Source organism: Spectribacter acetivorans (assembly GCF_031846305.1).
GTDB classification, from domain to species: domain Bacteria; phylum Pseudomonadota; class Gammaproteobacteria; order Nevskiales; family Salinisphaeraceae; genus Spectribacter; species Spectribacter acetivorans.
This window is the reverse complement of record NZ_JAVRHY010000004.1, coordinates 40,876-66,298: the sequence shown is the minus strand read 5'-3', so window position 1 is coordinate 66,298 and position 25,423 is coordinate 40,876. Positions and strand designations below refer to the sequence as shown.

Annotated in this window: 27 protein-coding genes; 12 read left to right on the top strand and 15 right to left on the bottom strand. The window is 66.7% G+C overall.

Annotated features, from left to right (window positions below; all coding sequences use genetic code 11):
* Nucleotides 1-39: 39 nt before the first annotated feature.
* From RM531_RS05630 to RM531_RS05610, 5 genes are all read right to left on the bottom strand, one after another.
* A complete protein-coding gene (locus RM531_RS05630; RefSeq protein WP_311657922.1) occupies nt 40-705 on the bottom strand; it encodes a hypothetical protein in 666 nt (221 codons plus the stop codon).
* 215 nt (nt 706-920) lie between these two features.
* Nucleotides 921-1,997 (bottom strand): hypothetical protein, encoded by a 1,077-nt coding sequence (locus RM531_RS05625; protein ID WP_311657920.1) that lies wholly within the window; start codon nt 1,995-1,997, stop codon nt 921-923.
* Between the two features lie 227 nt (nt 1,998-2,224).
* On the bottom strand, nt 2,225-3,127 hold the full coding sequence (locus tag RM531_RS05620) for a hypothetical protein (protein ID WP_311657919.1): 903 nt from the start codon (nt 3,125-3,127) through the stop codon (nt 2,225-2,227).
* 151 nt (nt 3,128-3,278) lie between these two features.
* A complete protein-coding gene (gene mpl, locus RM531_RS05615) occupies nt 3,279-4,631 on the bottom strand; it encodes a UDP-N-acetylmuramate:L-alanyl-gamma-D-glutamyl-meso-diaminopimelate ligase (protein ID WP_311657918.1) in 1,353 nt (450 codons plus the stop codon).
* A 34-nt stretch (nt 4,632-4,665) separates the two neighbouring features.
* On the bottom strand, nt 4,666-5,214 hold the full coding sequence (locus RM531_RS05610; RefSeq protein WP_311657917.1) for a hypothetical protein: 549 nt from the start codon (nt 5,212-5,214) through the stop codon (nt 4,666-4,668).
* 60 nt (nt 5,215-5,274) lie between these two features.
* On the opposite strand from RM531_RS05610, the gene rnd reads away from it, so the two are divergent.
* A complete protein-coding gene (gene rnd / locus RM531_RS05605; RefSeq protein ID WP_311657915.1) occupies nt 5,275-6,408 on the top strand; it encodes a ribonuclease D in 1,134 nt (377 codons plus the stop codon).
* Between the two features lie 9 nt (nt 6,409-6,417).
* Here rnd and RM531_RS05600 read toward each other — a convergent pair whose 3' ends face one another.
* Nucleotides 6,418-6,969, bottom strand: coding sequence for an adenylate kinase (locus RM531_RS05600; protein ID WP_311657914.1), 552 nt, complete (start codon nt 6,967-6,969; stop codon nt 6,418-6,420).
* A gap of 190 nt (nt 6,970-7,159) precedes the next feature.
* On the opposite strand from RM531_RS05600, the gene RM531_RS05595 reads away from it, so the two are divergent.
* Nucleotides 7,160-8,422: a 6-phosphofructokinase gene (locus RM531_RS05595; RefSeq protein WP_311657913.1), complete on the top strand. Its 1,263-nt coding sequence runs from the start codon at nt 7,160-7,162 to the stop codon at nt 8,420-8,422.
* A gap of 24 nt (nt 8,423-8,446) precedes the next feature.
* On the opposite strand, the gene cysQ is transcribed toward RM531_RS05595, so the two are convergent.
* On the bottom strand, nt 8,447-9,244 hold the full coding sequence (cysQ, locus tag RM531_RS05590; RefSeq protein WP_311657911.1) for a 3'(2'),5'-bisphosphate nucleotidase CysQ: 798 nt from the start codon (nt 9,242-9,244) through the stop codon (nt 8,447-8,449).
* 117 nt (nt 9,245-9,361) lie between these two features.
* Here cysQ and RM531_RS05585 point away from each other — a divergent pair, with 117 nt between their 5' ends.
* From RM531_RS05585 to RM531_RS05575, 3 genes are read left to right on the top strand one after another with little or no spacing between them, the layout of a single operon-like run.
* Nucleotides 9,362-9,772 (top strand): putative toxin-antitoxin system toxin component, PIN family, encoded by a 411-nt coding sequence (locus RM531_RS05585; RefSeq protein ID WP_311657909.1) that lies wholly within the window; start codon nt 9,362-9,364, stop codon nt 9,770-9,772.
* A 1-nt stretch (nt 9,773) separates the two neighbouring features.
* Nucleotides 9,774-9,992, top strand: coding sequence for a toxin-antitoxin system HicB family antitoxin (locus RM531_RS05580; RefSeq protein ID WP_311657908.1), 219 nt, complete (start codon nt 9,774-9,776; stop codon nt 9,990-9,992).
* A complete protein-coding gene (locus RM531_RS05575) occupies nt 9,985-10,644 on the top strand; it encodes an HAD-IA family hydrolase (RefSeq protein WP_311657906.1) in 660 nt (219 codons plus the stop codon). The genes RM531_RS05580 and RM531_RS05575 overlap by 8 nt, the downstream gene beginning before the upstream one ends.
* 10 nt (nt 10,645-10,654) lie before the next feature.
* Here the strand turns inward: RM531_RS05575 and RM531_RS05570 are convergent, their stop codons facing one another.
* Nucleotides 10,655-11,959, bottom strand: a complete 1,305-nt coding sequence (locus tag RM531_RS05570) for a DEAD/DEAH box helicase (RefSeq protein ID WP_311657904.1) — start codon at nt 11,957-11,959, stop codon at nt 10,655-10,657.
* A gap of 298 nt (nt 11,960-12,257) precedes the next feature.
* On the opposite strand from RM531_RS05570, the gene trxA reads away from it, so the two are divergent.
* On the top strand, nt 12,258-12,587 hold the full coding sequence (gene trxA / locus RM531_RS05565; protein ID WP_311653173.1) for a thioredoxin TrxA: 330 nt from the start codon (nt 12,258-12,260) through the stop codon (nt 12,585-12,587).
* Between the two features lie 453 nt (nt 12,588-13,040).
* Complete coding sequence (rho, locus tag RM531_RS05560; protein ID WP_311658217.1) at nt 13,041-14,300, top strand: transcription termination factor Rho; 1,260 nt, start codon at nt 13,041-13,043, stop codon at nt 14,298-14,300.
* A 417-nt stretch (nt 14,301-14,717) separates the two neighbouring features.
* Here the strand turns inward: rho and RM531_RS05555 are convergent, their stop codons facing one another.
* Genes RM531_RS05555 through purD form a run of 5 tightly spaced genes read right to left on the bottom strand, consistent with a single transcriptional unit; the run spans nt 14,718 to nt 19,976 of the window.
* Nucleotides 14,718-15,464 carry a lipoprotein intramolecular transacylase Lit gene (locus RM531_RS05555; protein ID WP_311657902.1) on the bottom strand — a complete coding sequence of 249 codons (747 nt, stop codon included), beginning with the start codon at nt 15,462-15,464 and terminating at the stop codon, nt 14,718-14,720.
* Complete coding sequence (locus RM531_RS05550; RefSeq protein WP_311657901.1) at nt 15,448-16,449, bottom strand: alpha-L-glutamate ligase-like protein; 1,002 nt, start codon at nt 16,447-16,449, stop codon at nt 15,448-15,450. The genes RM531_RS05555 and RM531_RS05550 overlap by 17 nt, the downstream gene beginning before the upstream one ends.
* Nucleotides 16,450-16,463: 14 nt before the next feature.
* Nucleotides 16,464-17,999, bottom strand: coding sequence for an inactive transglutaminase family protein (locus RM531_RS05545; protein ID WP_311657899.1), 1,536 nt, complete (start codon nt 17,997-17,999; stop codon nt 16,464-16,466).
* Nucleotides 18,000-18,038: 39 nt separating this feature from the next.
* The gene (gene rloA3, locus RM531_RS05540) at nt 18,039-18,608 is read right to left on the bottom strand and encodes a retropepsin-like aspartic peptidase RloA3 (protein ID WP_311657898.1); all 570 of its coding nucleotides are present in this window, start codon (nt 18,606-18,608) and stop codon (nt 18,039-18,041) included.
* A 39-nt stretch (nt 18,609-18,647) separates the two neighbouring features.
* Nucleotides 18,648-19,976: a phosphoribosylamine--glycine ligase gene (gene purD / locus RM531_RS05535; RefSeq protein WP_311657897.1), complete on the bottom strand. Its 1,329-nt coding sequence runs from the start codon at nt 19,974-19,976 to the stop codon at nt 18,648-18,650.
* 160 nt (nt 19,977-20,136) lie between these two features.
* Here purD and RM531_RS05530 point away from each other — a divergent pair, with 160 nt between their 5' ends.
* Together RM531_RS05530 and RM531_RS05525 are read left to right on the top strand one after the other, a co-directional pair.
* A complete protein-coding gene (locus RM531_RS05530; protein WP_311657896.1) occupies nt 20,137-20,940 on the top strand; it encodes a UDP-2,3-diacylglucosamine diphosphatase in 804 nt (267 codons plus the stop codon).
* A 40-nt stretch (nt 20,941-20,980) separates the two neighbouring features.
* On the top strand, nt 20,981-21,514 hold the full coding sequence (locus RM531_RS05525; protein WP_311657895.1) for an NUDIX hydrolase: 534 nt from the start codon (nt 20,981-20,983) through the stop codon (nt 21,512-21,514).
* Here the strand turns inward: RM531_RS05525 and RM531_RS05520 are convergent.
* Both RM531_RS05520 and RM531_RS05515 read right to left on the bottom strand, forming a co-directional pair.
* Complete coding sequence (locus RM531_RS05520) at nt 21,472-22,116, bottom strand: 4'-phosphopantetheinyl transferase family protein (RefSeq protein ID WP_311657894.1); 645 nt, start codon at nt 22,114-22,116, stop codon at nt 21,472-21,474. The genes RM531_RS05525 and RM531_RS05520 overlap by 43 nt on opposite strands.
* A complete protein-coding gene (locus tag RM531_RS05515; RefSeq protein WP_311657892.1) occupies nt 22,113-22,823 on the bottom strand; it encodes a lysophospholipid acyltransferase family protein in 711 nt (236 codons plus the stop codon). The genes RM531_RS05520 and RM531_RS05515 overlap by 4 nt, the downstream gene beginning before the upstream one ends.
* Before the next feature lie 127 nt (nt 22,824-22,950).
* Here RM531_RS05515 and pncB point away from each other — a divergent pair, with 127 nt between their 5' ends.
* The 3 genes from pncB to RM531_RS05500 are packed head-to-tail and all read left to right on the top strand — an operon-like array spanning nt 22,951 to nt 25,415.
* On the top strand, nt 22,951-24,369 hold the full coding sequence (gene pncB, locus RM531_RS05510; RefSeq protein ID WP_311657890.1) for a nicotinate phosphoribosyltransferase: 1,419 nt from the start codon (nt 22,951-22,953) through the stop codon (nt 24,367-24,369).
* Complete coding sequence (gene pncA / locus RM531_RS05505; RefSeq protein ID WP_311657888.1) at nt 24,369-24,995, top strand: bifunctional nicotinamidase/pyrazinamidase; 627 nt, start codon at nt 24,369-24,371, stop codon at nt 24,993-24,995. The genes pncB and pncA overlap by 1 nt, the downstream gene beginning before the upstream one ends.
* Nucleotides 24,996-25,034: 39 nt before the next feature.
* Nucleotides 25,035-25,415 carry a DUF427 domain-containing protein gene (locus RM531_RS05500; protein ID WP_311657887.1) on the top strand — a complete coding sequence of 127 codons (381 nt, stop codon included), beginning with the start codon at nt 25,035-25,037 and terminating at the stop codon, nt 25,413-25,415.
* Nucleotides 25,416-25,423: the final 8 nt, after the last annotated feature.

Here is a 25,423-nt window from a genome sequence, read left to right as displayed (position 1 = left end):
CCGGGGGCTTGTTGCGCGAATGCCGTTACCCGAGGTGGGTTAGGACGGCAGATTCGGCAGCATCAGCAGGTCGGTCAGGCTGCCCAGGCCGGGCAGGTCCGGCAGACCGGCGTCGCCCAGACCGGGCAGCGCCGGCAGACCGGCATCGCCCAGGCCCGGCAGACCGGCATCACCCAGGCCGGGCAGTGTCGGCAGCCCGCCGCCAGCGCCTCCGGTCGGATCGGGGATGACGGTATCCAGTACCAGGTTGAACTCGAGCTCTTCCAGGAACTCGATGCCCGGACCGCTCAGGGGCGACGCTGCGTCGGCGAACTGGCCGGCGGGGCCGTCCAGCGCTTCGAACAGCGGGCGACCGGCCTCGACCAGCTGCTGGCCAAGATCACGGCCGGCGGCAATGAATTGGAGTTCCATGCCTTCCAGCGGCGTGCCGACAAGCGTACCGGTGAACAGGTTGGCCGGGACGTCGGTCAGGGTGTTCTCGACGTAGTCCGGCGCAATGATGGTGCCATTATCGCTGACCAGCTCGCCATTGAAGCTGGCGATCAGGCTGGAATCCAGGCCGCGATTAGCAGCCGGGCCTTCAACCAGGCCGTTGACGGTGTTGTCGACGTTGTTGAGCAGGACCTGCAGGTTCTGCGGTCCCTGTGCGGCAGCCGTGCCGACAAAGCCGGCCGACAGCACGATTGAAAGTGCAATGCGTTTCATGGGAACTCTCCTACGCTCGATTATTGTGAAGTACGAAAAAACCGCGTGAGCCTGATAGCCGGCGAGAGGCCTGCCACTACAGCTGCGTAAGAGAAAGACTACAGGAAAAATCGACAGCAATGAAAACCCGCCCGATGTGAAAACACCGGGCGGGCGGGAAACGGGCATTGTCACGACATCGCCGCCGCGCCTGTTGCGGGCGGCGATGCACGGGTTTACAGACCCTGCAGGGTGACGTCCCGGGCCAGCGCGGTGAGCGTGCCACCGTCGACCTGATTCAGCGGCAGGGGCACTTCTTCCGGCAGGAGGCCGTTAGACCCGCCAGCCATCACCATGCCACCGCCCAGCAGACCGCCGACAATGGGCAGGCCGCCCTGGCCACCCAGCAGGCCGCCAATCAGCGGCAGACCGCCATCGTCGCCGCCGAGCAGATCACCGATCAGCAACAGATCGCCGTCGCCACCCAGCAGGGCGCCCACGATGGGGATGCCGCCCTCACCACCAAGTAGGCCACCAACGATCGGTAGGCCGCCCGCACTGTCGCCGCCGAGCAGCGGCAGACCACCCTCACCACCGAGCAGGCCGCCCACGATCGGGATACCCCCTTCGCCGCCGAGCAGGCCACCCACCAGGGGCAGGCCGCCTTCGCCACCCAGCAGGCCGCCGATCAGCGGCAGGCCATCGGTACCGCCCAGCAACGGCAGGCTGCCATCGCCGCCGGCAATCGGTAGCAGCACGCCGCCGCCATCACCATCGCCCGGGCCGAGCAGATCGACTTCGGCCAGGTCCCGGACGACCACCAGCAAACCGGTGGGCAGGCCCAGACCACCCAGCGACGGCAGGGATGCATCGCTCAGCAGGACAATTTCCTCACCGTTGACCAGCGGGATGCCGTTGGCCAGCAGGCCGCCATTCACGTAGAGCGAACTGAGCGGTGCCGCGATCTCCACCACCGGGGCTGAAAGCTGGCCGAGCAGCGGGGCCACGTTGCTCCGGGCAATGCCGAACAACGGGTCGGTGAGACCCTGGAGGGTGCCGCCTTCAGCGGCGAGGTCGGCCAGCGGGCTGCCGTCGGTCAGGTCCATCGCCAGCGTGTTGACCAGGATCTGCAGATCATCGGTCGCGGCAACGGCGTTGCCGGTCAGGACGTTCTTGAGCGTCGAATCCAGATTGGCCACCGCGTGATCCAGTGCGGCCACGATATTGCCACCGTCCTGGGCCCAGCTGCCGCTGGATGCGGCGAGCAGTGCCAGGCCGAGCCCGGCGGATTTCAAGCAATGCTTGGTTGTCATGATGCATTTCCTCCCTGAAACGCGAATGACGCCGGGTTTGTCCGGCGCGGATGGGTGTCATCGTTGCCGATGATCGCGGCTGATCGGATGCCGGTCCATCGGCAAATTGCGCGTGGGGGTGTCAGAAAATTGACGCACGCGTCGATGGGCTGGATGTTCGCCAGCCATGAAAAAGGCCCGGCGATGAATCGCCGGGCCAGTGACACGAAGGTATTGAAGGCAGCCGCTTAGAGGCCCGCCAGCGTGACCCCGTTGACCAGCGCGCCGGCCGTGTTCGGGTCGAGCGATTCGAGGGGCAACGGCAGTTCCGCCAGCAGCATTCCCTGACCGTTACCGGCCACCATGCCGCCACCCAGCAAGCCGCCGATGATCGGCAGGCTGCCCTGGCCGCCGAGCAGGCCACCAATCAGGGGCAGACCATCTTCGCTTTCCAGCAGGCCGCCGATGATCGGGATACCGCCTTGGCCGCCGAGCAATCCGCCGATGACGGGAATGCCGCCTTCACCACCGAGTAGGCCACCGATGACCGGAATGCCGCCCTCGCCGCCAAGCAGCCCGCCGATGACCGGAATGCCACCTTCGCCGCCAAGCAGGCCGCCGACCAGTGGCAGGCCGCCGTCGTCACCGCCCAGCAGGCCGCCGATCAGCGGCAGACCGTCCCCACCGAGCAGGTCCCCGCCCAGCAGGTCGCCGCCGATCAAGGGGAGACCACCGAGCTCACCGCCGCCCAGCAGTGGCAGGCCTTCACCGAGCAGGTCATCGGTGACCTGAATCAGCGGCAGGGTCAGCGGTTCGCCGATTCGAGCGATGGGAATGGTGATGCCGTCGACGGTCGGGGTGATGCCCAGCGCCGCATTGGTCAGGGAATCGGACAGGGCAATGCCCGACTCGGCCAGACCCGCCAGCGGAGTGCCGGCAGACAGGTCGCCGATCAGCGTCGACACGGTCATGCCGAGATTCTGGGTCGTGGCGCTGGCATCGCCCATCAGCAGCGTGTTCACGGTGCCGTTGAGATTGATGGCCAGGCTATTTAGCCCCCCGGTGAGATTGGCCACCGGATCCTGCGCGTGGCTGACGCCTGACAGGGCCAGCAGGGCGGCGCCGGCCACCCAGTGTTTGTTTGTCTTCATGGTGTCTTCCTCCCTCTGAGATTGACCGATGCCGCCAGGCACCGGGCGTGGTCATTGGGAGGATCAGGGCTGTCGGCGGGTCTGCCTATCGGCGAAATGCCGTGGTTGCTGTCAGAAAATGCTGTCGTCGGGCCGGGCCGGGCGAGGGTGGTCAGCGGTCTGCCAGGCCGTTCAATAGCCGCTCGTGGATGCCGCCGAAGCCGCCGTTGCTCATCACCACCACCCGGTCCCCGGGCCGCGCCGCCGCCACGATTGCGGCGACCAGGGTGTTCATGTCGTCGGTAAGCAGCGCGTGATCGCCCAGACCGGCGAGCGCTTCGGCCGCGTCCCAGGCCAGATCGGCGGTATAGACGAACACCGCGTCGGCGGCGGCCAGCGAGGCGGCCAGGCGGTCGCGGTGGATGCCCAGGCGCATGGTGTTGGAGCGGGGTTCCAGCACCGCCAGGATGCGGCCGTCCGGGTGGCTGGTGCGCAGGCCTTCCAGGGTGGTGGCGATGGCGGTGGGGTGATGGGCGAAATCGTCGTAGACGGTTACGCCGCCGACCGCGCCGCGTTCTTCCATCCGCCGCTTGACGCCGGTGAACTCGGCCAGCGCCGCGCAGGCTGCGGCGGGCGATACCCCGGCATGGCCGGCCGCCGCCACCGCGGCCAGGGCATTCATGCGGTTGTGCGCGCCGGTCTGGTCCCAGCGGACCGTGCCCACCGGTTGACCGGCATGATGAACATCGAAGTTGGTGGCGGCATCGCGGTGCGGCACGGCCTGCCAGCCGGCATCGTTGCCGAAGGGCTCGCAGGGGGTCCAGCAGCCCATCGCCAGCACCTCGTCGATGGCCGGCTCGGCGGCGTTGTGGATGATGCGGCCGCGCCCCGGCACGGTGCGCACCAGGTGATGGCACTGGCGCTGAATGGCGGCCAGGTTGTCGAAGATATCCGCGTGATCGAATTCCAGATTGTTCAGCACCAGGGTGCGCGGCCGGTAGTGGACGAACTTGGAACGCTTGTCGAAGAAAGCGGTGTCGTATTCGTCGGCCTCGACCACGAAGCACTCGCCCTCGCCCAGCCGGGCAGAGACGCCGAAGTTGCCCGGAATACCGCCGATCAGGAATCCCGGTTTCAGCCCGGCATGCTCGAGAATCCAGGCCAGCATGCTGGCGGTGGTGGTCTTGCCGTGGGTGCCGGCCACCGCCAGCACATGCCGGCCCGTCAGGACGTTTTCGGCCAGCCACTGCGGGCCCGACGTGTAGGGCAGGCCGGCGTCCAGTACCGCCTCGACTTCCGCATTGCCGCGCGACAGGGCGTTGCCCAGCACCACCTGGTCCGGCCGGTGCGCGAGATTGTCCGCGCTGTAGCCGTCGAACACGTCGATGCCGGCCTCGGCCAGCTGCGTGCTCATCGGCGGATAAAGGCCCTGATCGGAGCCGGTCACACGGTGGCCGGCCGCCCGGGCCAGCAGTGCCACGCCGGCCATGAAGGTGCCGCCGATACCGCTGATGTGGACCCGCATCAGCGGTCCGTCCAGTCGCGTCCGGCCGGGATCGTCACCGCAACGCGGGGCCGATCAGGGCGAACGCCATGAACAGCAGCATTTCGAAACCCAGTGCCACCAGCACCCCGAATCCCAGCGACAGGTCCAGCGCATGGCGGTAGATGTGGCCGAAGGCAATCAGCCCCCAGATGCCCACGATCATGTACACCAGCAGCACCAGCGTCGAGGGTTGCGGGATGTCGTCCGGCGAGGCGCCTTCGGCCAGGGCCGTGAGCATCGGCGCCAGGGCGCTGGTGGGCCCGAGCATGAGAATGGTTAGCGCGGTGCCGGTGGCGAAGAACGCGATCAGCGTCTGCAGGAAACGCGGACTCAGATCGCGGAACTTGAGCACGCCGTGCACGTAGAGGGCCAGCAGCCCGGTGGCCAGCAGGGCCTGGACCAGCGCGGGGCCCACCGAAGCGGCCACACTGACCTGGGCGAAGGTCACGGTAAGATAGGCGCCCGCAACCAGCGACAACAGGTTCCAGTCCGCAGGCAGATCCTGCGGGCCCCGTCGCAGCAACAGGATATCCAGCGTGACGCGTAAGGTTTGGACGAACATGGTGCAACAACCGTATAAGTGGGCCGCATGATACCGGAGGCATTCGACAAGGTCGCCGTGGTGAGCGACACCGCTGGGCTGGCCGCGCTGGTCGATCGGCTGCGGCAGGCGGACTGGGTGGCGCTGGACACCGAGTTCATGCGCGAGCGCACCTACTTTCCGCAGCTGTGCCTGATCCAGGTGGCCACCGCCGATGAACTGGCCTGCATCGATCCGCTGGCCTGCGAGAATCTGACCCCGCTGGCACCGCTGCTGGCGGACACCTCGGTGATCAAGGTATTCCATGCCGCCGGCCAGGACCTGGAAGTGCTGCTCCAGGCGGTCGGCGAAATGCCGCGGCCGATATTCGATACCCAGGTGGCGGCGGCGCTGCTCGGTCATGCCGACCAGATCGGCTATGCCCGGCTGGTCGAGGATGTGCTGGGCGTGCGGCTGGAAAAGGCCCATTCCCGTACCGACTGGAGCCGGCGGCCGTTGAGCGCCGACGAGATCGATTATGCCGCCGACGACGTGCGCTACCTGACCGGCGCCTATACCGCGCTGCGCGATGAACTGGCGGCGCGCGGACGGCTTGACTGGCTGGCGCCCGAGTTCGAGGCGATGACTGATCCGGCGCGTTACACCCCGGACCCGGACAACGCCTGGCGCCGGGTCAAGGGTGTGCGCAAGCTGCGTGCCGGCCAGCAGCGGGCGCTGGCGCAACTGGCGGCCTGGCGGGAGCGCACCGCGGTCGACAGCGACCGGCCGCGCGGCTGGATCATCAAGGATGACGTACTGCTGGACCTGGCCCGACGCCGTCCGCGTGATGCCGGTGAGCTGGCCCGGGTGCGCGGGCTGGCCGACGCCACCCGGCGCAAGCAGGAGGCGGCGATCCTGGCCTGCATTGCCGCTGCGGCGGACGAGCCGTCGGAGGCGCTGATCGGGCCCGGCCAGCCGCTGGATGCCGGCGGTCAGGCGCTGGTGGATTTGCTGACCTGCGGCCTCAAGGCGCGGGCGGCCGAGGCCGAGATCAGTGCCGGCGCCCTGGCCACGCGCAAGGATCTGGAATCACTGGTCAGCGGTGAACGCGACCTGCCGATCCTGCGGGGATGGCGGCGGGCCGCAGCTGGTGAAAGGCTGCTGGCGCTGCTGGAGGGGCGCGCGTCGTTGCGCGCCGACGGCAATGCCGTGGTGCTGGAGGAGGTTTCCGGCTAGAAAATCTGGCTAGTTCGGCAGCGCGGCCCGGATGCGGGCCTGGATGGCATCCAGGTCGCCCATGCCGTCCACCGCCTCGAACTTGCCCTGGTTCTGGTAGTACTCGATCAGCGGCTGGGTCTGGTTATCGAAGACATCCAGCCGGTTGCGGATGGTGTCCTCGTTGTCGTCCGCGCGGCCGCGCTCCAGCAGGCGCTGGACGATTTCCTCGTTGTCCACTTCCAGGTGGATGACGCCCTGCAGCGGTCGGCCGAGATTCTCCAGCATGCTGTCCAGTGCCTCGGCCTGAGCCAGGCTGCGCGGAAAGCCGTCCAGGATAAAGCCGTTTGCAGTGTCCGGCTCGTTGAGCCGGTCGCGGATCATGCCGATCACCACCTCGTCGGCCACCAGCTCGCCGGCGTCCATGGCGGCCTTGGCCTTCTTGCCGAGTTCGGTGCCGTTGGCCACGGCGGCGCGCAGCAGGTCGCCGGTGGAAATCTGCGGAACGCCGAAATCCTCGACCAGTTTCTGTGCCTGGGTGCCCTTGCCGGAGCCGGGTGCCCCGAACAACACGATTCGCATGTTGGTTCTCCTCGGAATCGACGCATGCTCTGTTTGTGGCGCCGGAACAATGGTTCCGCCGTCTTGCGCGCGCCTTCTGGAAGCCGCGCAGGCTAAACAGTGCTCGGGGGTAAGTCAATTTTCCGTGCCGGGAAACAGCGGGTATTCTTGCAACCGCCAATCCCTGAAACTTGACTGCGAGAGAGCCCCGATGACTGCCCGCAATGCCTTCTATGCCCAGAGTGGCGGCGTCACCGCCGCGATCAATGCCAGCGCCTGCGGCGTGATCGAGGCCGCCCGCGAACATCCGGACGCCATCGGCAAGGTGTATGCGGGACGCGACGGTATTGTCGGCGCGCTGACCGAAGACCTGATCGACACCAGCTGCGAATCCCCCGCGGCGGTTGCTGCCCTCAAGCACACGCCGGCCGGGGCCTTCGGGTCGGCTCGCTACAAGCTCAAGGGGTTCGACCAGAATCAGGCCGAGTACGAACGGTTGATCGAAGTGTTCAAGGCTCACGACATCGGCTACTTCTTTTACAACGGTGGCGGCGACTCCGCCGACACCTGCTTGAAGGTGAGTCAGCTGGGCGAGCAGATGGGCTATCCCATCCAGGCGATCCACATTCCCAAGACCATGGATAACGACCTGCCGCTGACCGACTGCTGTCCGGGCTTCGGCTCGGTGGCCAAATACACGGCGGTATCCATCCGCGAGGCCAGTTTCGATCTGGCCAGCATGTGCAAGACCTCCACCAAGGTGTTCATTCTGGAAGTCATGGGCCGTCACGCGGGCTGGACCGCCGCCGCCGGCGGGCTGGCCTCGGACGAGGACGGGCGTGATCCGCACATCCTGCTGTTTCCGGAAGTGACCTTCGACGAGGCCGCGTTCCTGGCCCGGGTCGACGAGTGCGTCAAGCGGGATGGCTACTGCACTATCGTTGCCTCGGAAGGGGTGCGCAACGCCGACGGGCAGTTCCTGGCCGACGCCGGCAGTACCGATGCCTTCGGCCATACGCAGCTGGGCGGCGTGGCGCCGACCCTGGCCAATCTGATCAAGGACCGGCTCGGCCACAAGTATCATTATGCGATCGCCGACTATCTGATGCGGGCGGCGCGCCACATCGCCTCGGCCACCGATATCGAGCAGGCCTATGCCGTGGGACGCGGTGCGGTGGAATACGCCGTGGCCGGCAAGTCGGGCGTGATGGTCACCATCGAGCGGGAATCCGACGATCCCTACCGCTGGTCGCTGGGTGAAGCGCCGCTGGATAAGGTGGCCAACGTCGAGCGCAAGATGCCCGCCGAGTACATCAGCGCGGACGGTTTCCATATCACCGAGGCCTGCCGTCGTTACCTGGCGCCGCTGATTGCCGGTGAGGATTTCCCGCCGTTTGTGCACGGGCTGCCGCAATACACCCGGCTGCAGAACGTGGCGGTGGAAAAGCGTACGGGGCGCTCGTTCACGGTCTGACGCGGTCTTGCCGCTGATGCGGCGTCAGTCCAGGTACTGGCGCCAGTCGTGGCCGGTATCGCCGAAGGCCAGGAAGTGCGGATTCAGCAGACTGTCGCGCTGGTTGTAGCGCAGCGGCGTGCCGGAGAGTTCCACCACCTCGCCGCCGGCCGCGGCGAGCACCGCGTGCGCGGCGCCGGTATCCCATTCCGAAGTCGGTCCCAGGCGGGGATAGAAGTCGGCTTCGCCCTCGGCGATCAGGCAGAACTTCAGTGACGAGCCCATCGCCACCGGCTCGAAATCCGGCATCCGGGTGAGCAGGGCATCCACGTCCGGCGTGCGATGCGAACTCGATACCAGCACCCGGGGCCGGGCCGGGTCCACGGTTGCCACCGACAGGGTTCGCTGAGAGCCGTCGGCCGCGCGCTTGGCGGCACCGGCCCGCGGGGCAGCCGACCAGGTGCAGTCCAGTTCCGGCGCGTGCACCACGCCCAGCACCGGCACGCTGTCCTCGATCAACGCAATGTTCACCGTGAACTGGCCATTGCGCTTGACGAACTCCTTGGTGCCGTCGAGCGGGTCGATCAGCCAGTAGCGCGACCAGACATGACGCGTGGCAGCGTCGATGTCCGCGCCTTCCTCGGATAGCTGCGGCCAGTCCGGCGTGAGGTCGCGCAGCCCCGCCGCGATCACCCGATGGGCGGCGAGATCGGCCGCCGTCAGCGGGCTGTCATCGGCCTTGTGCTCGACTTCGAACTCACCGTGGTAAACCTCGAGAATGGCGCGCCCGGCGCGCTCGGCGATGGCGATGACGTCGGGCAGTAGTGCGTCGATACGGGACATGCGGCACTGCCGTGGAAAATGAGCGGCGTATCGTACCGTCTTGAAGGTTCGGGTGGTGAGCGACTTGTTCTCAAGTGATGGCGTATGTGCCATCATTCCGGAATGGCGGCGGGTATCGTGATCGACACCAGCGTTTTCGTGGCAGCCTTGATCGGCCGTGGCGGTCCGAATCGGGAACTCCTTCGGCGCTGCCTCCAGGGCGTCTATCGGCCGCTCATGGGCAATTCGCTGATGGCAGAGTACGAAGCGGTGATCAACCGACCGGCGATATTGAAGCGCGTGCCGGCTACATCCTGGGAGGTCCAGGACCTGCTCGACGCGTTATGCGCAACAGCGGAGTGGGTGCCGATCTACTATCTTTTGCGGCCGAATCTTGTGGATGAAGGGGGCAACCACATTCTGGAGCTAGCCACGGCTGGTAACGCCCGCTGGGTGGTCACCAATAATCTGAAGGATTTCGCGGGTAGCCAGCTGCATTTGCCAGACGTCGGCATCACGACACCCGAGCAACTCCTGAAGGAGGTCTGATATGGCAACACTCACGGTGCGAATCCCCGATGACAAGCACGCGCGGTTGAAGGCGCTGGCGGCCCGCCGGCGTATCAGCGTCAACCGGCTGATCGATGAGCTGTCCACGCAGGCTCTGGCGGAGTTCGATGCGGAGAACCGGTTTCAGGCGAGAGCGGCGCGTGGCGCGGCCGACAAGGGATTGCGCGTTCTGGACAAGCTGGATCGCGAGCTTGGGTAACGTCGACTGGTCGCAGGTGGACACCGTCCTGCTGGACATGGACGGTACCCTGCTGGACCTGCATTTCGACAACCGTTTCTGGAACGAGCACCTGCCGCGCTGCTACGCGCAGGCCCGCGGGCTGGACGAGGCGGCGGCCCGCGCGGAACTGATGCCGGTGTTCGCGCAGCACGCCGGGCAGCTCAACTGGTACTGCACCGATTTCTGGAGCCGCACCACCGCGCTCGACATCATGGCGCTCAAGCAGGATCTGCGGGACCTGATTCAGCCGTTGCCCGGCACGCTGGCGTTCCTGGATGCCGTGGCGGCCGCGGGCCGGCCGGCCTGGATTGTCACCAACGCGCATCCCGACGTAGTGACCATGAAGATGGCGTGCACCGGCCTGGCGCCGCGGTTTGCCGGCATCGTCACGTCACACGACATCGGCTACGCCAAGGAGCATCCGGACTTCTGGACGGGCCTGGCCGAGCGCATCGATTTCCAGCCCGAGCGGGCGCTGTTCGTGGATGACAGTCCGGCGGTGGTGGCGGCCGCCCAGGCCTACGGCATCGGACAGGTGGTGGCGATTGCCCGGCCGGATACGCGCGGCGCGGTACGCGAGCACGCCCATCACCGGGTGGTTGACAGCGTGGCCGATATCCGGCCGGACTGACCGGCGCGATTCAGCGGCGGCCGCCCCCGCTACGGCGGCGATCGCCGCCACGCCCGCCGTTGCCGCCGCTGCGCCGCCGTGGTCCACCCCGGGGTTTGCGCGGCCGCGGCGCGGGGCGCTCGATATCGTGGGCGTAGTAGTCCGAGGGGGCCACTTCGGAATCGATCTTGTGACCCATGTACTTCTCGATGTCGGGCAGCGAGTACACGTAGGTCTCGCAGGCCAGCGAGATGGCATCGCCCTCGGCGCCGGCCCGGGCGGTCCGGCCGATGCGGTGGACGTAATCCTCGGCGTCCTGGGGCAGGTCGTAATTGAATACGTGCGACACCGCCGGGATGTGCAGCCCGCGGGCCGCCACATCGGTGGCCACCAGTACCGGCAGCTTGCCGTCCTTGAAATCGTCGAGCAGGCGTTCGCGCTTCTTCTGCGGCACGTCGCCGGACAGAGTGGCGGCCTGGATGCCGTTGGCGTTTAGGGTGTCCTCGACTTTCTCGGCCTCGCGCTTGGTGTTGATGAACACCAGCGTGCGGGTCGGGTCGATGCGCCGCAGCAGACCCAGGAACAAAGGCAACTTGTCCTCGCGGCTGACGTGGTAGAGCTTCTGGCGAATCGCCTTGACGTTGACCGTATCGGTATCGGTCTTGATCAGCTGCGGGCTGTTCATGTGCTCGTAGGCCAGCTCCATCACCCGATGCGAGAGGGTGGCCGAGAACAGCATGTTCAGGCGATTGGCCGGCGGTGGCATGCGCCGGAACATGAAGCGGATGTCGTCGATGAAGCCCAGGTCGAACATGCGGTCGGCCTCGTCGAGCACCGCCACCTCGATCGCCTTCAGGGTGTAGATCTTCTGCTTCCAGTAGTCGATCAGCCGGCCCGGCGTGCCGATGAGGATATCCACCCCGTCGGCGATAGCCTGCCGCTGGGTGTCGTAGCCGGTGCCGCCGTAGCACACCACCAGCTTCAGCCCGCTGTGCTTGCCCAGGCCCTCGGCATCCTTGTGGATCTGGATTGCCAGTTCGCGGGTGGGGGCGAGAATCAGCGCGCGCGGCTGGCTGGCGGTCTGCGGCGCGTGATCGGGCGGATCCGGCGCATTCGCCAGCAGCCGATGCATGGTGGCGAGCAGGAACGCCGCCGATTTGCCGGTGCCGGTCTGGGCCTGGCCGGCCACATCCTCGCCCTTCAGGGCTCGCGGAATGGTATCCGCCTGGATCGGCGTACAATGCGTGAAGCCGAGTTCCCCGGCTGCTCGGGACAGCGAAGGATCGAGGCCGAGGGAGTCAATGGAAACGTCTGTCAGCAGCCGGGAATCAGTCATGTGGGGGCTTCTCGTCACCGGTACGCGCCCGCATGCCGAGGCGGGTGTCGTCGCTCGGGGTTGAAATACGCCGAATAATGGGCTCCAATACGAATAACGCCCGCCGCGCCGGCGGGCCGCTTCCGCCATAAAGTCGCGTATTCGGCCCTGGACGGGAACTGTTCCCGCCGATTCGCCCGACATCATAACAGTTTGATCATTCGGGGTTGTGCCCCCACATTCGGTTGTGGCGCCATTACCCGTACCCCCGGCGCGATACCGATTCCCATTGTCCTGCAAGCCATGAGGACGCAAGCGAATGAGTGAAAACATAGTCAAGGTCACCGATGACAGTTTCGATCAGGATGTGCTGGGCGCCGATACGCCCGTGCTGGTCGACTACTGGGCAGAATGGTGCGGCCCGTGCAAGATGATTGCGCCGGTGCTCGACGAGATTGCCGACGAGTACGAAGGCAAGCTCCGCATTGCCAAGCTCAACATCGACGAAAACCCGAACACGCCGCCCCGCTACGGTATTCGTGGCATTCCCACGCTGATGCTGTTCAAGGGTGGCGAAGTCGAGGGCACCAAGGTCGGCTCGTTGTCCAAGACCCAGTTGACCGAGTTCCTCGACGGCCACATCGGCTGAATCGACTTTCCGGCCGCCGGCCCCGCCGGCGGCCGTCATGCTCTCTCCCCGCGACTGACATATCCCGAAACCGGCCCCGCGGCCGTTTCCACCACTAGACGGAACTGCCAAGTGTCCGACCAGAAGATCGAAGAACGTCCCGGCTTTGACGATAGCGTCGAGGCTTCCGGCGGCCCCGCCCGCGGCAAGAACAACAACGGCGGTGGCGGCGATGGCGGCCCGCGCAAGCCCCGGCGGCGCCGCGGCGACAAGCGCGGCGGCGGTGGCGGTGGCGGCGGCAACCGCGGCAACGGCGGCAACGGCAATCGTCGGGGCGGCAATAACAACAACGGGAACAACAATAACGGCAACCGCAATCCCAATCGCGATCCCAACCAGGGCGGCGATTTCGATTTCGACGAGGAAGAGCTGGCCGCCTACGAGGAAGAGGACGACAACGACGATCGCCCGGTGATCAACCTCACCGAGCTCAAGCGCAGTACGGGCGCCGAACTGATGACCATGGCCCAGGACCTGGGCATCGAGAACATCTCGCGCACCCGCAAGCAGGACCTGATCTTCACCATCCTCAAGGCCCGCGCCAAGCTGGGTGAACGCATCCACGGCGACGGCGTGCTGGAAATCCTGTCCGACGGCTTCGGTTTCCTGCGCAGCGCCGACGCCTCCTACATGGCCGGTCCGGACGACATCTACGTCTCGCCCTCGCAGATCCGCCGCTTCAACCTGCGTACCGGCGATACCGTCACCGGCCGCGTGCGTCCGCCCAAGGATTCCGAGCGCTACTTCGCGCTGCTCAAGGTCGATCAGATCAACTACGAGCCGCCGGAGAAATCCAAGGGCAAGGTACTGTTCGAGAATCTGACGCCGCTGTTCCCGCAGGACCGGCTGGGTCTGGAGATTGGCAACGGCTCCACCGAGGACATCACCGCCCGGACCATCGACCTGGTGGCGCCGGTCGGCAAGGGCCAGCGCGGCCTGATCGTGTCGCCGCCCAAAGCCGGCAAGACCATGATCCTGCAGAACGTGGCCCAGTCCATCGCCCACAATCACCCGGACTGCTATCTGATCGTGCTGCTGATCGACGAGCGGCCCGAGGAAGTCACCGAGATGGAACGCTCGGTGCGCGGTGAGGTGGTGTCATCCACTTTCGACGAACCCGCCGCCCGCCACGTCCAGGTGGCCGACATGGTGATCGAGAAGGCCAAGCGGCTGGTCGAGCACAAGGTGGACGTGGTGATCCTGCTGGACTCCATCACCCGTCTGGCCCGCGCCTACAACACCGTGGCGCCTTCGTCCGGCAAGGTGCTCACCGGTGGCGTGGATGCCAATGCGCTGCAGAAGCCCAAGCGCTTCTTCGGTGCTGCCCGCAATGTGGAAGAGGGTGGCAGCCTCACCATCATCGCCACCGCCCTGGTGGAGACCGGCTCCAAGATGGACGAGGTGATCTACGAGGAGTTCAAGGGCACCGGCAACCTGGAAGTGCACCTGGAGCGTCGCATCGCCGAGAAGCGCGTCTACCCGGCAATCAACCTCGGCCGTTCCGGCACCCGCCGCGAGGAACTCATGGTCGACCCGGTCGAACTGCAAAAGATCTGGGTACTGCGCAAGCTGCTGCACGGCATGGACGACCTGGCCGGCATGGAGCTGCTCATCGACCGGATGAAGCAGACCAAGACCAATGCCGAGTTCTTCGAGTCGATGAAGCGGCAGTAGACCACGTTCCGCATCGAGTGGCGCCATGAATGGCGCTCCGACCGCAAGCGCTAACGGGAGGGAAGAAGAAGCAACCCCACTCGGATGTGGCAGCTCTTGATTCCCGTCGGGACGAGCCGAGCACTGCAGGGCGGCGAGGTTCCCGGCCCGAAGGGGCGCGCCCAGGACGGGCGCGCGGTTTTCGCCGGGTCAGGGATGACCCGTCGAAACACCCCCTCGCCGACCGAAGCGCACAGGGCATCCTGCCTCGAACCCCGTTCGAGGCAGGGCTCGCCCGCCGGAAGCGTTTCTTTGGTGACTTTCTTGTCGCACAAGAAAGACACCCGGCCCGCTTCAGCGGGGCGGAATCTTAATTCCTTAATGCGATTCGGAAATTGGGCAGGCGCCATGAATGGCGCCCTACGGCTCCGTGTTCGCTTACCGTCGAAGCCGACGATGCAACCCCCGATGAACCAGCAACCCCAGCACCGCCAGGGGCAAGGCGGTAACCGCCCACTGCACCGCAATCGCCCCGAACAGCACCGGTGCTCGCATCATCGTCGACATCAGCGACTCCTGGTAATAGAAGAACCACTGGTGCTCGGCGGGGAATATCCAGACATGCAGGTGGTAGAACACCGTCGTGGGGCCGGCGATGACCAGCAGGGCCGTTACGGCGGCGGCGATCACGCCGGCGCCGGTGGCCAGCGATCGCCAGGTCGGCAGTGCCCAGCGGCGGTGGAGGATCAGGCCGCCCAGTAGCGGGGTCAGCACCACCGCGGTCCAGCCCGCAACGCGGAACAGCCCGACCAGCCAGGCCACGTCCTCCAGATGCTGAACCTCGGGTGGTCGCAGCAGGCGGCCGAGGGGCCGTCCGCCCGGGGCATGGTAGGTCAGGCCGGCGAGACGATCGGGGTCGCGGTTGATGGCGATGACGATTTCCTCGAACAGCCGGATCCGCTCGGCCTCGGTGGTCTTTTCGAAACCCTGACGATAGCGGTTCTGCGGTCCGAATTCGGCGATGTTGTCATCCAGGCCAACCGCCTCATGCCAGAACCCGTAGCTGAACCCGGCGGACGACCAGGCCAGCCAGGTCAGCCAGAACGCGGCCAGCAGAAGGCTGAAGATGAAGGTGCCCCAGCCGATGGCGCGCGCGGCGCGCCGGGGTTCAGGCGGGCGTGCCATCGCCCCCGAACAGCCGCTTGGCCAGGGCGACCCGATCGCCTGCCTGATCCGGGATCGTTTCCAGCGCTTCCACCGCCCGCAGGCGCTTCAGCAGTCCGGCCTGGTTGGCGATCTGGATGGCCAGGCCGGGTCGCGCGTTGTACTCCAGCACCAGCGGACCATGATCGCGATCCAGCACCACGTCGACCCCGAGATAGCCCAGCTTGGTGAGGTCGTAGGAACGGGCGGACAGTTCCAGCAGCAGATCCCAGTCCGGGATTTCGATCGATCGGATGGAGCGACCGGAATCCGGATGTTCGTTGATTACCCGGTTGAGCCAGACGCCATCGAGCGTCCGCCCCGTAAGCAGGTCCACGCCGGCCCCGACCGCACCTTGGTGCAGATTGGCCTTGCCGTCGGACTGACGGGTGGGCAGGCGCACCATGGCAGCTACGGGCACCCCGCGGAACACGATGGTGCGAATGTCGGGTACCCCCTGATGACTCACGGCATCGAACACCGGATGCGGCTTGACCCGGTATTCGATCATCGCCTTGTCGGGCAGGCCGCCCAGGCTGTACATGCCCGACAGGATGTTGGACACGAAGTGCTGGATGTCGTCGTCGGTGGCGACCACGCCGGATGCCCGGATGTAACGCCCGGCGCGGCGCCCGGCGATCACCATGATGCCGTTGCCGCCGGAACCCTGGGCGGGTTTGATCACGAAATCCGTGCGTCCGCCCAGCATGTCCGCCAGGTCGCGGACCTGATGTTCGATTTCGATCACGCCCAGCAGCTCGGGCACCGCGATGCCGGCGTCCATGGCCAGTTGCTTGGTGCGCAGCTTGTCGTCCACCAGCGGATAGAAGCGCCGCTGGTTGTAACGCATGATGTAGTCGCCGTTGCGCTGGTTCATGCCCAGCAGCCCCTGGCGGCGCAGCGTCCAGGGCATGATCAGCGGCGGATTCCGGCGGGCCAGCCGGCGCATCAACCGGAGGCGGCTCATCAGCGCCACGGTCGTCAGCCCTTGCGGCCGGACAGCGACGAGCGGAATCGTCGCAGCTCGGACAGTCGATAGCCGGTGTAGCGCCCCATCAACAGCGTGGCGGCCAGCAGCACCAGCAGTAGTTCCGGGAACACGAACGTCAGGTAACTCAGCAGCGGGTCCGCCATCACCAGATAACCCAGGGCGGCCACGAACAGGCTGCCGAGGCCGGCCAGCAGCGCTTCCTGCGGCCCGGACTCGTCCCAGGTGACCGACATGCGTTCGATGGTCATGGCCAGGATCACCATCGGGAACAGGGCGATCGACAGCCCGCGATCGAGCCCCAGCTTGTGGCTGACCACCGACACACCGGCCATCAGCAGGATCACGATGATCACCACCGAGGCCAGTCTGGGCACCAGCAGCAGCTTCAGCTTCTCCAGATAGAAGCGGATCATCACGCCCAGCGCCACCAGCGTGGAGAACAGGATGATGCCCCAGATCAGCTTGGTTTCCCGGAACGCCAGGGCGATCAGGATGGGCATGAAGGTGCCGAAGGTCTTGATGCCGATGAAGTTGCGCATCAGCACCACCACGAACACGCCCAGCGGCACCGTCAGAAGAATTTTGTAGACGTTCTGGGTGGATACCGGCAGCGACAGCAGCGAGAACTCCAGCAGTCCTGAATTCAGCAGCCGCGCCCGCTGCTGTGCCACGCTCATCACTTCGCGTGACGAGCGGCTGATGGCGAAGGTCAGCTCGGGTTTGCTCGCATTTTCCGCCTGGGTAAGCGCAATGTCGCCCGTGGTCCAGGCCAGCACGTTGTCGGGGAAGCCGCTGGCGCCCGTCGCCGGGTTGAAGGCCACCCAGCCGTCACCGTTATGCACCTCCAGCCAGGGTTCGAGTTCGGTCTCGCGGGTGCTGTCCTGCAGCACCAACACGTGGACCACACGGCTGGGGATGCGGGCGCCGGCCAGCACATGCCGGATTTCGGCCACGCGTTCGGCCGGTGTGCCGAGTTCCTCCCGTAGCAGGCTGACGTTTTCGTTCGGCGTCGGGTCATTGAACTGCTGTAGCAGCTCGCGGGTGAACGAGACAATATCCGCCGACTGATTGCGCACGCCGTCAAGGAGCGAGAATACCGCGGAACGCTCCGGCTCGGGGTAATCCGGCACCTCCGGATAGCGCGGCTTGGGTAGGGTGCGGTCACGGTTGTTCTCGGCATCCTCGGCTAGCACCACGCGGTAATAAAGTGTCTGGCCGCCGCGCACATTGCGGGCGGCCCACAGGGCTTCGCGATTGACGCCGCTGGTTTCCGTGGCCAGGCCGAATCCGCCGGAGACGAAGTCCTCGTCCAGCATGGAAAAGCCCGGCGGTTTGTAAGGAATGCGGGCGGAAATCTTGGCCGAGCGGCCCTGGCCCTGGAACTGTACCCGGGCCTCCACGACCCAGACCTCCGTCTGCCCCGATGGACTGATCGGCAGCCCCAGCCGTTCCACCTTGTACAGGCAGGTGCCGATACCGATGACGGCAAGGGCCAGCGCCAGCAGCTTGACGTGCAGATCCTTCATCGCGGATAGGTCATGGCTGTCGGGATCACCGGTTCCGGATCAGGTACCAATGTCCTCGTCGTCCTCGCGACCCTCTTCGCGCGACACGGGGGAGTCGTCGTCACAGGACGGCTCGTGCAGAAAGGTTGCCGTCACGTCCAGCAGCCCGAGATGCTGAATGGTGCGGCGGCCGATCAGCAGCGGATAGTTCATGTCGTCGCGGTTCTCCAGCGAGAACTGCTCTTCGTAGATGCGCTGGCCCATGCACAGCTTCATCAGCACGACGGGCCGGCGCTCGGTGCCGCCGGCGCCGCGGATTTTCACGTTGCGGAACAGCGGCCGCTCGTAAGTGCGGGTGACGGTTTCGTCCTTGTTCGTGTCTTCGACGTCGACGGTGAAGCGCACCCAGTCCTCGTCGTCTTTCTCGAAGCGCTCGATGTCCCGGGCATGCATCGATGAAGTCAGGGCCCCGCTGTCCAGCTTGGCCTTGATTTCCACGCCCCAGGGCTCGATCTCGGCCTTTTCGACCCAGCCGAAGATGCGGGCATGTTCGGTTTTCTCGCGGGCCTGGGTGGCCCCCGTGACGATGGACAGTGCCAGAGCGGCGGTCAGCAGGGCGGGCAGTCGCATTCGGTGGTCTCCTGTACTGGGTGCAAGGCGCGGCATCTTTCAGGAATCCGCTGGTCCCGGCGTCTCCCCGCCCCTCGTAACGCTGCGCCGGAGGGCACGATAGCCGATGTCCGTGCGGTATTGCACGCCCGGCCAGGTGATCCCGGCCACGCGGCGGTAGGCACGGGCCTGGGCCGCGGCCACGTCCGAATCCAGCGCGCACACGCACAGCACCCGGCCGCCGGCCGTCTCCACGCCGTGCTCGCCGGTTGCCGTGCCGGCGTGGAAAACCTTGGTATCCGGTTCGCTGGCGACATCGAGGCCGTCGATGTGATCGCCCTTGTCGTACCGGCCGGGATAGCCGCCGGCTGCCATGACCACGCCCAGACAGGGGCGAGGGTCCCAGTCGGCCGTGATCCGGTCGAGCCGGCCGTCGAGGGCCGCATCGATGATCTCGACCAGGTCACTGCGCAGCCGCATCAGCAGCGGCTGGGTTTCCGGGTCGCCCATGCGGGCATTGAATTCCAGCACCCGGCAACTGCCGTCCGGGGCCACCATCAGCCCGGCGTAGAGAAACCCGGTGAAGCGCCGGCCCTCGGCGGCCATGCCGGCCACGGTAGGGCGCATCACCTGCTCGAGAATGGTCTCGGCGACGGCGTCGGTGACCACCGGGGCCGGGGAGTAAGCGCCCATGCCGCCGGTGTTGGGGCCGAGGTCCCCATCCAGCGCCGCCTTGTGGTCCTGGGAACTGGCCAGCGGCAGGATGTGTTCGCCATCCACCAGCGCGATGAAGCTGGCTTCCTCGCCGACCAGGAAATCCTCCACCACCACGCGCTTGCCGGAATCCCCGAAGGCCTGACCGGAGAGCATGTCGTTGACCGCCGCCACGGCGGTGTCGACGTCCTCGGCCAGAATCACGCCCTTGCCGGCGGCCAGGCCGTCCGCCTTGACCACGATCGGCGCGCCCCGTTCGTGGATGTAAGTCGCCGCTTCATCGGCGTTATCGAATACCCCGTAGTCCGCAGTGGGGATCCGGTGGCGGGCGAGAAAGTCCTTGGTGAAGGCCTTGCTCGATTCCAGCTGGGCCGCCGCCTTTGTGGGGCCGAAACAGCGCAGCCCGGCGGCGCTGAATGCATCCACGATGCCTGCTGCCAGCGGGGCTTCGGGCCCGACGATGGTCTGGTACACGGATTCGTGACGGGCGAGCTCGAGCAGGCCGTCGATGTCGGTGTCGGCCACCGCCACGTTCTCCACCCCGGGCTCCAGTGCGGTCCCGGCGTTGCCCGGCGCCACCAGTACCCGGTTCACCCGTGGCGACTGGGCGGCTTTCCAGGCAAGCGCATGTTCGCGGCCGCCGCCGCCGACGATCAGAATCGTGTTGTCTGCCATGGAATCCGGGCTTGGAAAGCGGGCGGCGCGGATATTAGCAGCAACCGGGCGGTGGCCCCAGCAGCGGCAAGCCGTCATCCAATGGTCATACTAGTGTCATGGAGACGTCAGACCCCGGGGCTAGCCTTCGGGGCATGACCCGATCCGCGAGGCCGAGATCATGACCGAGACCAGCGATAACAACCGCCCCGGTTACCGGACCATCTGGATTTCCGACGTGCATCTGGGCACCGCCGGTTGCCAGGCCGAGCGGCTGACGCAGTTTCTCAAGGACAACCAGTGCGACACGCTGTATCTGGTGGGAGACATCATCGATGGCTGGCGTCTGCATAATCACTTCTACTGGCCGCAGACGCACACCAACGTCATCCGCAAGATACTGACCAAGTCCAAGCGTGGCACGCAGGTGTACTACGTCACCGGCAACCATGACGACTTCCTGCGCAAGTTCGTGGATTACGAGCTGCGGCTGGGCAATGTGCACGTGGTCAACGACGTGGTGCATGAAACCGCCGACGGCCGGCAGCTGTTCGTCATCCACGGCGACCTGTTCGACGTGGTCACCCGGTACCACAAGTGGGTGGCGCTGGTCGGCGACGCCGCCTACACCTCGCTGTTGCGGGCCAATCGCTACGTCAACTGGGCCCGGGCGCGTCTGGGCTATCCGTACTGGTCGCTGTCGGCGTTCGCCAAGCAGCGGGTCAAGACCGCGGTGAACTTCATCTCCGAGTTCGAGAAGGCGGTGGCCCACGAATGCCTCCGCCGGGGCTTCGATGGCGTGGTCTGCGGTCACATCCACCATGCCGAGATCAAGAATCTTGAGGGCGTGACCTACTACAACTCCGGCGACTGGGTGGAATCCTGCACTGCGCTGGTCGAGCACCACGACGGTCACATGGAAATCCTGCACTGGGCGGACGCCGAAGACGCCCACCACAACGTGACCCCGCTGCGCGTCGCCTGACCGGCTTGCAGTGTCTCGGACCACCGCCGACACTGCCGGCATGAGTGATGACGTGGAAACGCTCGCCGAGGGACGCTTCCTGCGGCTCTCGCGGCGGGGACGGTGGGAGTACGTGTCGCGGGTCAATGCGGCCGGCGCCGTCCACATCCTGGCGATTACCCCCGACGATGAACTGCTGATGGTGGATCAGTACCGCGTGCCCATGGGCGGTCGGGTGCTGGAGTTGCCCGCCGGTATCGTCGGCGATGCGGACGGCGGGGCTGACGACACCCCGGAAAGGGCGGCCGTGCGCGAGTTGATCGAGGAAACCGGCTATCGCCCCGCCCGCGTGGAACGGCTCTACCGAGGCCCGTCCTCGCCGGGAATGGCCTCGGAGCTGGTCACCGTGGTGCGCGCGTTCGATCTGGAACGCGTGGGCGAGGGCGGCGGCCTCGACGACGAGGACATCCGGGTGCTCCACGTGCCGCTGGGCGAGGTGCGCGGCTGGCTGGCCGACCAGGTGGCGGCCGGCCGTACGGTGGACCACAAGGTCTACGCCGCGCTGTTCTTTCTCACCACGTCGCTCAGGTCCTGAATCGCCGCCGGGTCGCCGGCTTCGGTGGCCACGCACAACGCGTAACCGTCCGGCGCCGGCGGGCGTGACAGCCGGAACCGGCGGTGGTCGAGCCGCGCGGCGTCGGCCTCGACGCGCACCGCCGCCAGGCGGCGGGGCCCGACCAGCCCGGTCGCCTTGATAACCGCCTCGCGCGCGGTCCAGCTGGTGAAGAACATCGCCGGGTCGTGCTCCGCCGCGGCGTTTTCCTCGAGTGAGAGCAGCCGCAGAACCCGCAGTGTCCGCAGCGGCCGGATACGTTCGATATCCACCCCGATGGCGCCCACCGCGCTCACCGCGCAAACCGCATAGTCCCCCGCATGGCTTAGGCTGATAGCGGGGCCGCCGGGCATTGCCAGCCGCCCGTCTCGGCGCGTCAGCGCGGCAAGCTCGATCGGCCAGCCGTCGTGAACGGCCGCGGCCGCCAGCAGGCGCAGCCCGTCCTCGCTCTGCCGGCGGGCGTGTGCGCTGCGCATGGCGTCCAGACGATCGCGCAGCGGGGCCGACAGCGCCGCCCGCCAGGCCGCGGATACGGGCGGCAGGTCACGGCGGTCCAGCAGATACAGTCCTGCCTTGCGGCTCACGCGCCCTGCCAGGCCTGCTCGGTCAGCTCGTTGAGCAGCCGGCCCAGGCGCTCGGTCTCGGTGTCGACATCCGCATCGGGGCTGATGGTCTGCGGCGGCCCCAGCGCGATGCGCAGACGGGCGAACGGCTTGGGAATCAGCGTGCCGTCCCAGGTACGCAACTGCCAGTAGCCGTCGAGCGCGCAGCCCACCGGCAGTACCGCCGCCCCCGTACGCCGCGACAGGATCACCGCGCCGGCCTTGAACTGCTGCGCCGGCCCGCTGGGGCCATCCGCGAATACCACCGGCGACGTGTCCTCTTCCAGAGCCTTGGCCATGGCCCACAACGCCTCACGGCCGGACCGGGTGGACGACCCGCGCATCACCGCCGCCCCGTGCAGCCGCGCCACCCGGGCGATGAATTCGCCTTCCCGGGACGGGCTGATCAGAAAGCCCACCCGCATGGCCAGGCGCTGCCAGGTCAGCAGGTAGATGCCGCTGACCAGTTCCGCCTGATGCCAGGCGCAGGCGATCACCGGGCCCTCGCGGCGCGCGGTTTCGAGATGACCGCTGCCGGCGACCACCTGGATGCGGCAGGTCAAGCGCACCAGCCGGATATAGGCCGACGCCACCCGCGCCAGCAGGCTGATCTTCAGGCTCTGCCAGACAGTCAGGTTGGCCCGCAGGCTGCCGTCCGGGTTGCGGAGAAAGGGCTCGCGATCGCTCATTGGCGAGGGAAGGGTCGTGATGCATGCCGGTCCGGTAGTATCGCCGATCGACCGGTCGTCCCGCACGGATTGAAACCGCGCGCCGGCGATCGCAGATTTGCCACTGATTACGGGAATTCATCCGCGCATGCTTCGAACGCACGACGGCGGGTCGCTCGCCCTGCTGACCGACCTCTACCAGCTCACCATGGCCTACGCTCACTGGCGCACGGCCGACCCCGAGCGCGAGGCGGTGTTCAACCTGTTCTTTCGCGAGGCCCCGTTCGGGCAGGACTTCGCACTCGCCTGCGGCCTGGCGGACGTGCGCGACTACCTGGCCGACTTCCGTTTCGCGCCGGATGACATCGACTACCTGCGTACCCTGACCGACGCCCGCGGCGGCCGATTGTTCGATTCCGCGTTTCTGGACTACCTGGCAGCCCTGCGTTTTACCGGCGACGTGGAGGCAGTGCCCGAGGGCACGGCGGTGTTTCCCCGCGAACCCATGCTGCGGGTCCGCGCGCCCATCCTGCAGGCGCAGTTGCTGGAAACCGCGCTGCTCAACCTGGTCAATTTCCCCACCCTGATCGCCACCAAGGCCGCCCGCATGGCGGCCGCGGCCGCGGGTGACCCGGTGCTGGACTTCGGCCTGCGCAAGGCCCACGGGCCGCAGGCCGGGGTGATCGCCGCACGGGCGGCCTACATCGGCGGCTGTGCGGGCACGGCCAACGTGCTGGCGGGAAAGCTTTACGGCATCCCCGTACGCGGCACGCACGCCCACAGCTGGGTGATGGCCTTCGACGATGAACTGGATGCCTTTCTGCGCTATGCCGAGGCTCTGCCGGATAACTGCATCTTCCTGGTGGATACCTACGACACGCGCGCCGGCGTCGACAATGCCATCGCCGCCGGAAGGCAGCTGCGCGAACGCGGCCACGAGATGCTGGGTATCCGCCTGGACTCCGGCGATCTCGGGAACCTGGCCCGCGAGGCCCGGGCGAAGCTTGATGCGGCCGGATTCCCGGACGCCCGCATCGCCGCCAGTTCCAGCCTGGACGAGCACCGCATCGCGGAGCTGAAGCAGGGTGGTGCGCCGATCGTGCTCTGGGGGGTGGGAACGAAGCTCACCACCGGCGCGCCGGATGGCGCCCTCGACGGCGTCTACAAGCTGGGGGCGATCCGCGACGATGCCGGCCGCTGGCGCCAGTGCGCCAAGCGGTCGGATACGGTCGAAAAACAGACCCTGGCCGGCAGTCTGCAGGTGCGCCGCTTTCTCGATGGCGACGGCCGGCCGCTGGCCGACTGGCTTTACGACGACGAGGTGGTCGGGGCCGACTTCCTGGCCGGCCGGCTGCTGGCAGGCGGCGAGGCCCGCGGGTTGCCGCCCGCCGCGGCAACGCGGGATCTGTTGCAGCCACTGATCCGTGCCGGCCAGCCCGTGGGAGCCCCGCCCGACCTGCACGCCATCCGCGAACACGCCACGAGTGAATGCTCGGCGTTTGCCGCTGTCACAGACTACGAGGTCGCACTGGAGGCGCGGCTGGCCGATGCGCAGGGAGATACGTGATGGCAACAGAGGCGCTGATTCTGGTCGATATCCAGAACGATTTTCTGCCCGGCGGGGCGCTGGCGGTCCCCGAGGGCGACGCTGTGATACCGGTGGTCAATCGCCTGCAACCCGGCTTCGATATCGTCGTGGCATCACAGGACTGGCATCCGGCCGATCATCTGTCCTTCGCCAGTCAGCACGAGGCTCTGGCCCCGTTCGACGTGACCGAAGTGGATGGCCTGACCCAGATTCTATGGCCTGATCATTGCGTCCAGGGATCGCATGGCGCGGAATTCGCGCCCGATCTGAACATGGGCTGTGTGGACGCGGTCTTCCGTAAGGGCACGGACCGCCGTATCGATAGCTACAGCGCCTTTCATGACAACGGCCACCGCAAGGCCACCGGCCTGGCCGACTGGCTGCGGGCCCGCGACGTGACCGCGGTGACCCTGGCCGGTCTGGCCGCGGATGTCTGCGTGTACTTCACCGCGATGGATGCGGTGGATGAAGGCTTTGCCACCCGGCTGGTGTCCGACGGCACCCGCGGCGTGGACCTGCAGCCCGGCGATGTGGACAGCGCGTTTGAACGCATGCGCGCCGCCGGGGTCGAGATTGTCACCAGCGAGCGGCTTGCCGGCCACTGAGCCAGCCGCGCCGAACCCGCCCGACACGAGTTGAACGCCATGCCCGATGCCGAGTTGCAGGTTGACCAGACTCTTACGGATACCGGCCGCATCACGCTCAGCCCGATTGCGGCGGTGATCCATGTCCAGTGCGGTGGCGAAGCCATTGCCCGCTCCGAACAGGCCCTGGAGTTGCGAGAGACCGGCTATCCGCCGGTGATCTACGTGCCCATCGCCGATGTCCAACCCGGCGTGCTTGGGCACAACCCCGCGACCAGTCACTGCCCGTTCAAGGGCGACGCCCGCTACTACGACGTAACGGTGGGCGAGCAGGCCCTGCCCAACGCCGCCTGGCATTATCCCGATCCCAGGCCGGAACTGGCGGCCATTGCCAACTGCGTGGCCTTCTATCCCGACCCTATCGTGATCTGGCGGGAATAGGCTGTCGC

Excerpts from the sequence above, each read along its gene's own strand:
- RM531_RS05630 (WP_311657922.1), bottom strand. The coding sequence starts at position 705 with ATGAAACGCATTGCACTTTCAATCGTGCTGTCGGCCGGCTTTGTCGGC.
- RM531_RS05625 (WP_311657920.1), bottom strand. The coding sequence starts at position 1,997 with ATGACAACCAAGCATTGCTTGAAATCCGCCGGGCTCGGCCTGGCACTG.
- RM531_RS05620 (WP_311657919.1), bottom strand. The coding sequence starts at position 3,127 with ATGAAGACAAACAAACACTGGGTGGCCGGCGCCGCCCTGCTGGCCCTG.
- mpl (WP_311657918.1), bottom strand. The coding sequence starts at position 4,631 with ATGCGGGTCCACATCAGCGGTATCGGCGGCACCTTCATGGCCGGCGTG.
- RM531_RS05610 (WP_311657917.1), bottom strand. The coding sequence starts at position 5,214 with ATGTTCGTCCAAACCTTACGCGTCACGCTGGATATCCTGTTGCTGCGA.
- RM531_RS05600 (WP_311657914.1), bottom strand. The coding sequence starts at position 6,969 with ATGCGAATCGTGTTGTTCGGGGCACCCGGCTCCGGCAAGGGCACCCAG.
- RM531_RS05595 (WP_311657913.1), top strand. The coding sequence starts at position 7,160 with ATGACTGCCCGCAATGCCTTCTATGCCCAGAGTGGCGGCGTCACCGCC.
- cysQ (WP_311657911.1), bottom strand. The coding sequence starts at position 9,244 with ATGTCCCGTATCGACGCACTACTGCCCGACGTCATCGCCATCGCCGAG.
- RM531_RS05580 (WP_311657908.1), top strand. The coding sequence starts at position 9,774 with ATGGCAACACTCACGGTGCGAATCCCCGATGACAAGCACGCGCGGTTG.
- RM531_RS05570 (WP_311657904.1), bottom strand. The coding sequence starts at position 11,959 with ATGACTGATTCCCGGCTGCTGACAGACGTTTCCATTGACTCCCTCGGC.
- trxA (WP_311653173.1), top strand. The coding sequence starts at position 12,258 with ATGAGTGAAAACATAGTCAAGGTCACCGATGACAGTTTCGATCAGGAT.
- RM531_RS05555 (WP_311657902.1), bottom strand. The coding sequence starts at position 15,464 with ATGGCACGCCCGCCTGAACCCCGGCGCGCCGCGCGCGCCATCGGCTGG.
- RM531_RS05550 (WP_311657901.1), bottom strand. The coding sequence starts at position 16,449 with ATGAGCCGCCTCCGGTTGATGCGCCGGCTGGCCCGCCGGAATCCGCCG.
- RM531_RS05545 (WP_311657899.1), bottom strand. The coding sequence starts at position 17,999 with ATGAAGGATCTGCACGTCAAGCTGCTGGCGCTGGCCCTTGCCGTCATC.
- rloA3 (WP_311657898.1), bottom strand. The coding sequence starts at position 18,608 with ATGCGACTGCCCGCCCTGCTGACCGCCGCTCTGGCACTGTCCATCGTC.
- purD (WP_311657897.1), bottom strand. The coding sequence starts at position 19,976 with ATGGCAGACAACACGATTCTGATCGTCGGCGGCGGCGGCCGCGAACAT.
- RM531_RS05530 (WP_311657896.1), top strand. The coding sequence starts at position 20,137 with ATGACCGAGACCAGCGATAACAACCGCCCCGGTTACCGGACCATCTGG.
- RM531_RS05525 (WP_311657895.1), top strand. The coding sequence starts at position 20,981 with ATGAGTGATGACGTGGAAACGCTCGCCGAGGGACGCTTCCTGCGGCTC.
- RM531_RS05515 (WP_311657892.1), bottom strand. The coding sequence starts at position 22,823 with ATGAGCGATCGCGAGCCCTTTCTCCGCAACCCGGACGGCAGCCTGCGG.
- pncB (WP_311657890.1), top strand. The coding sequence starts at position 22,951 with ATGCTTCGAACGCACGACGGCGGGTCGCTCGCCCTGCTGACCGACCTC.
- pncA (WP_311657888.1), top strand. The coding sequence starts at position 24,369 with ATGGCAACAGAGGCGCTGATTCTGGTCGATATCCAGAACGATTTTCTG.
- RM531_RS05500 (WP_311657887.1), top strand. The coding sequence starts at position 25,035 with ATGCCCGATGCCGAGTTGCAGGTTGACCAGACTCTTACGGATACCGGC.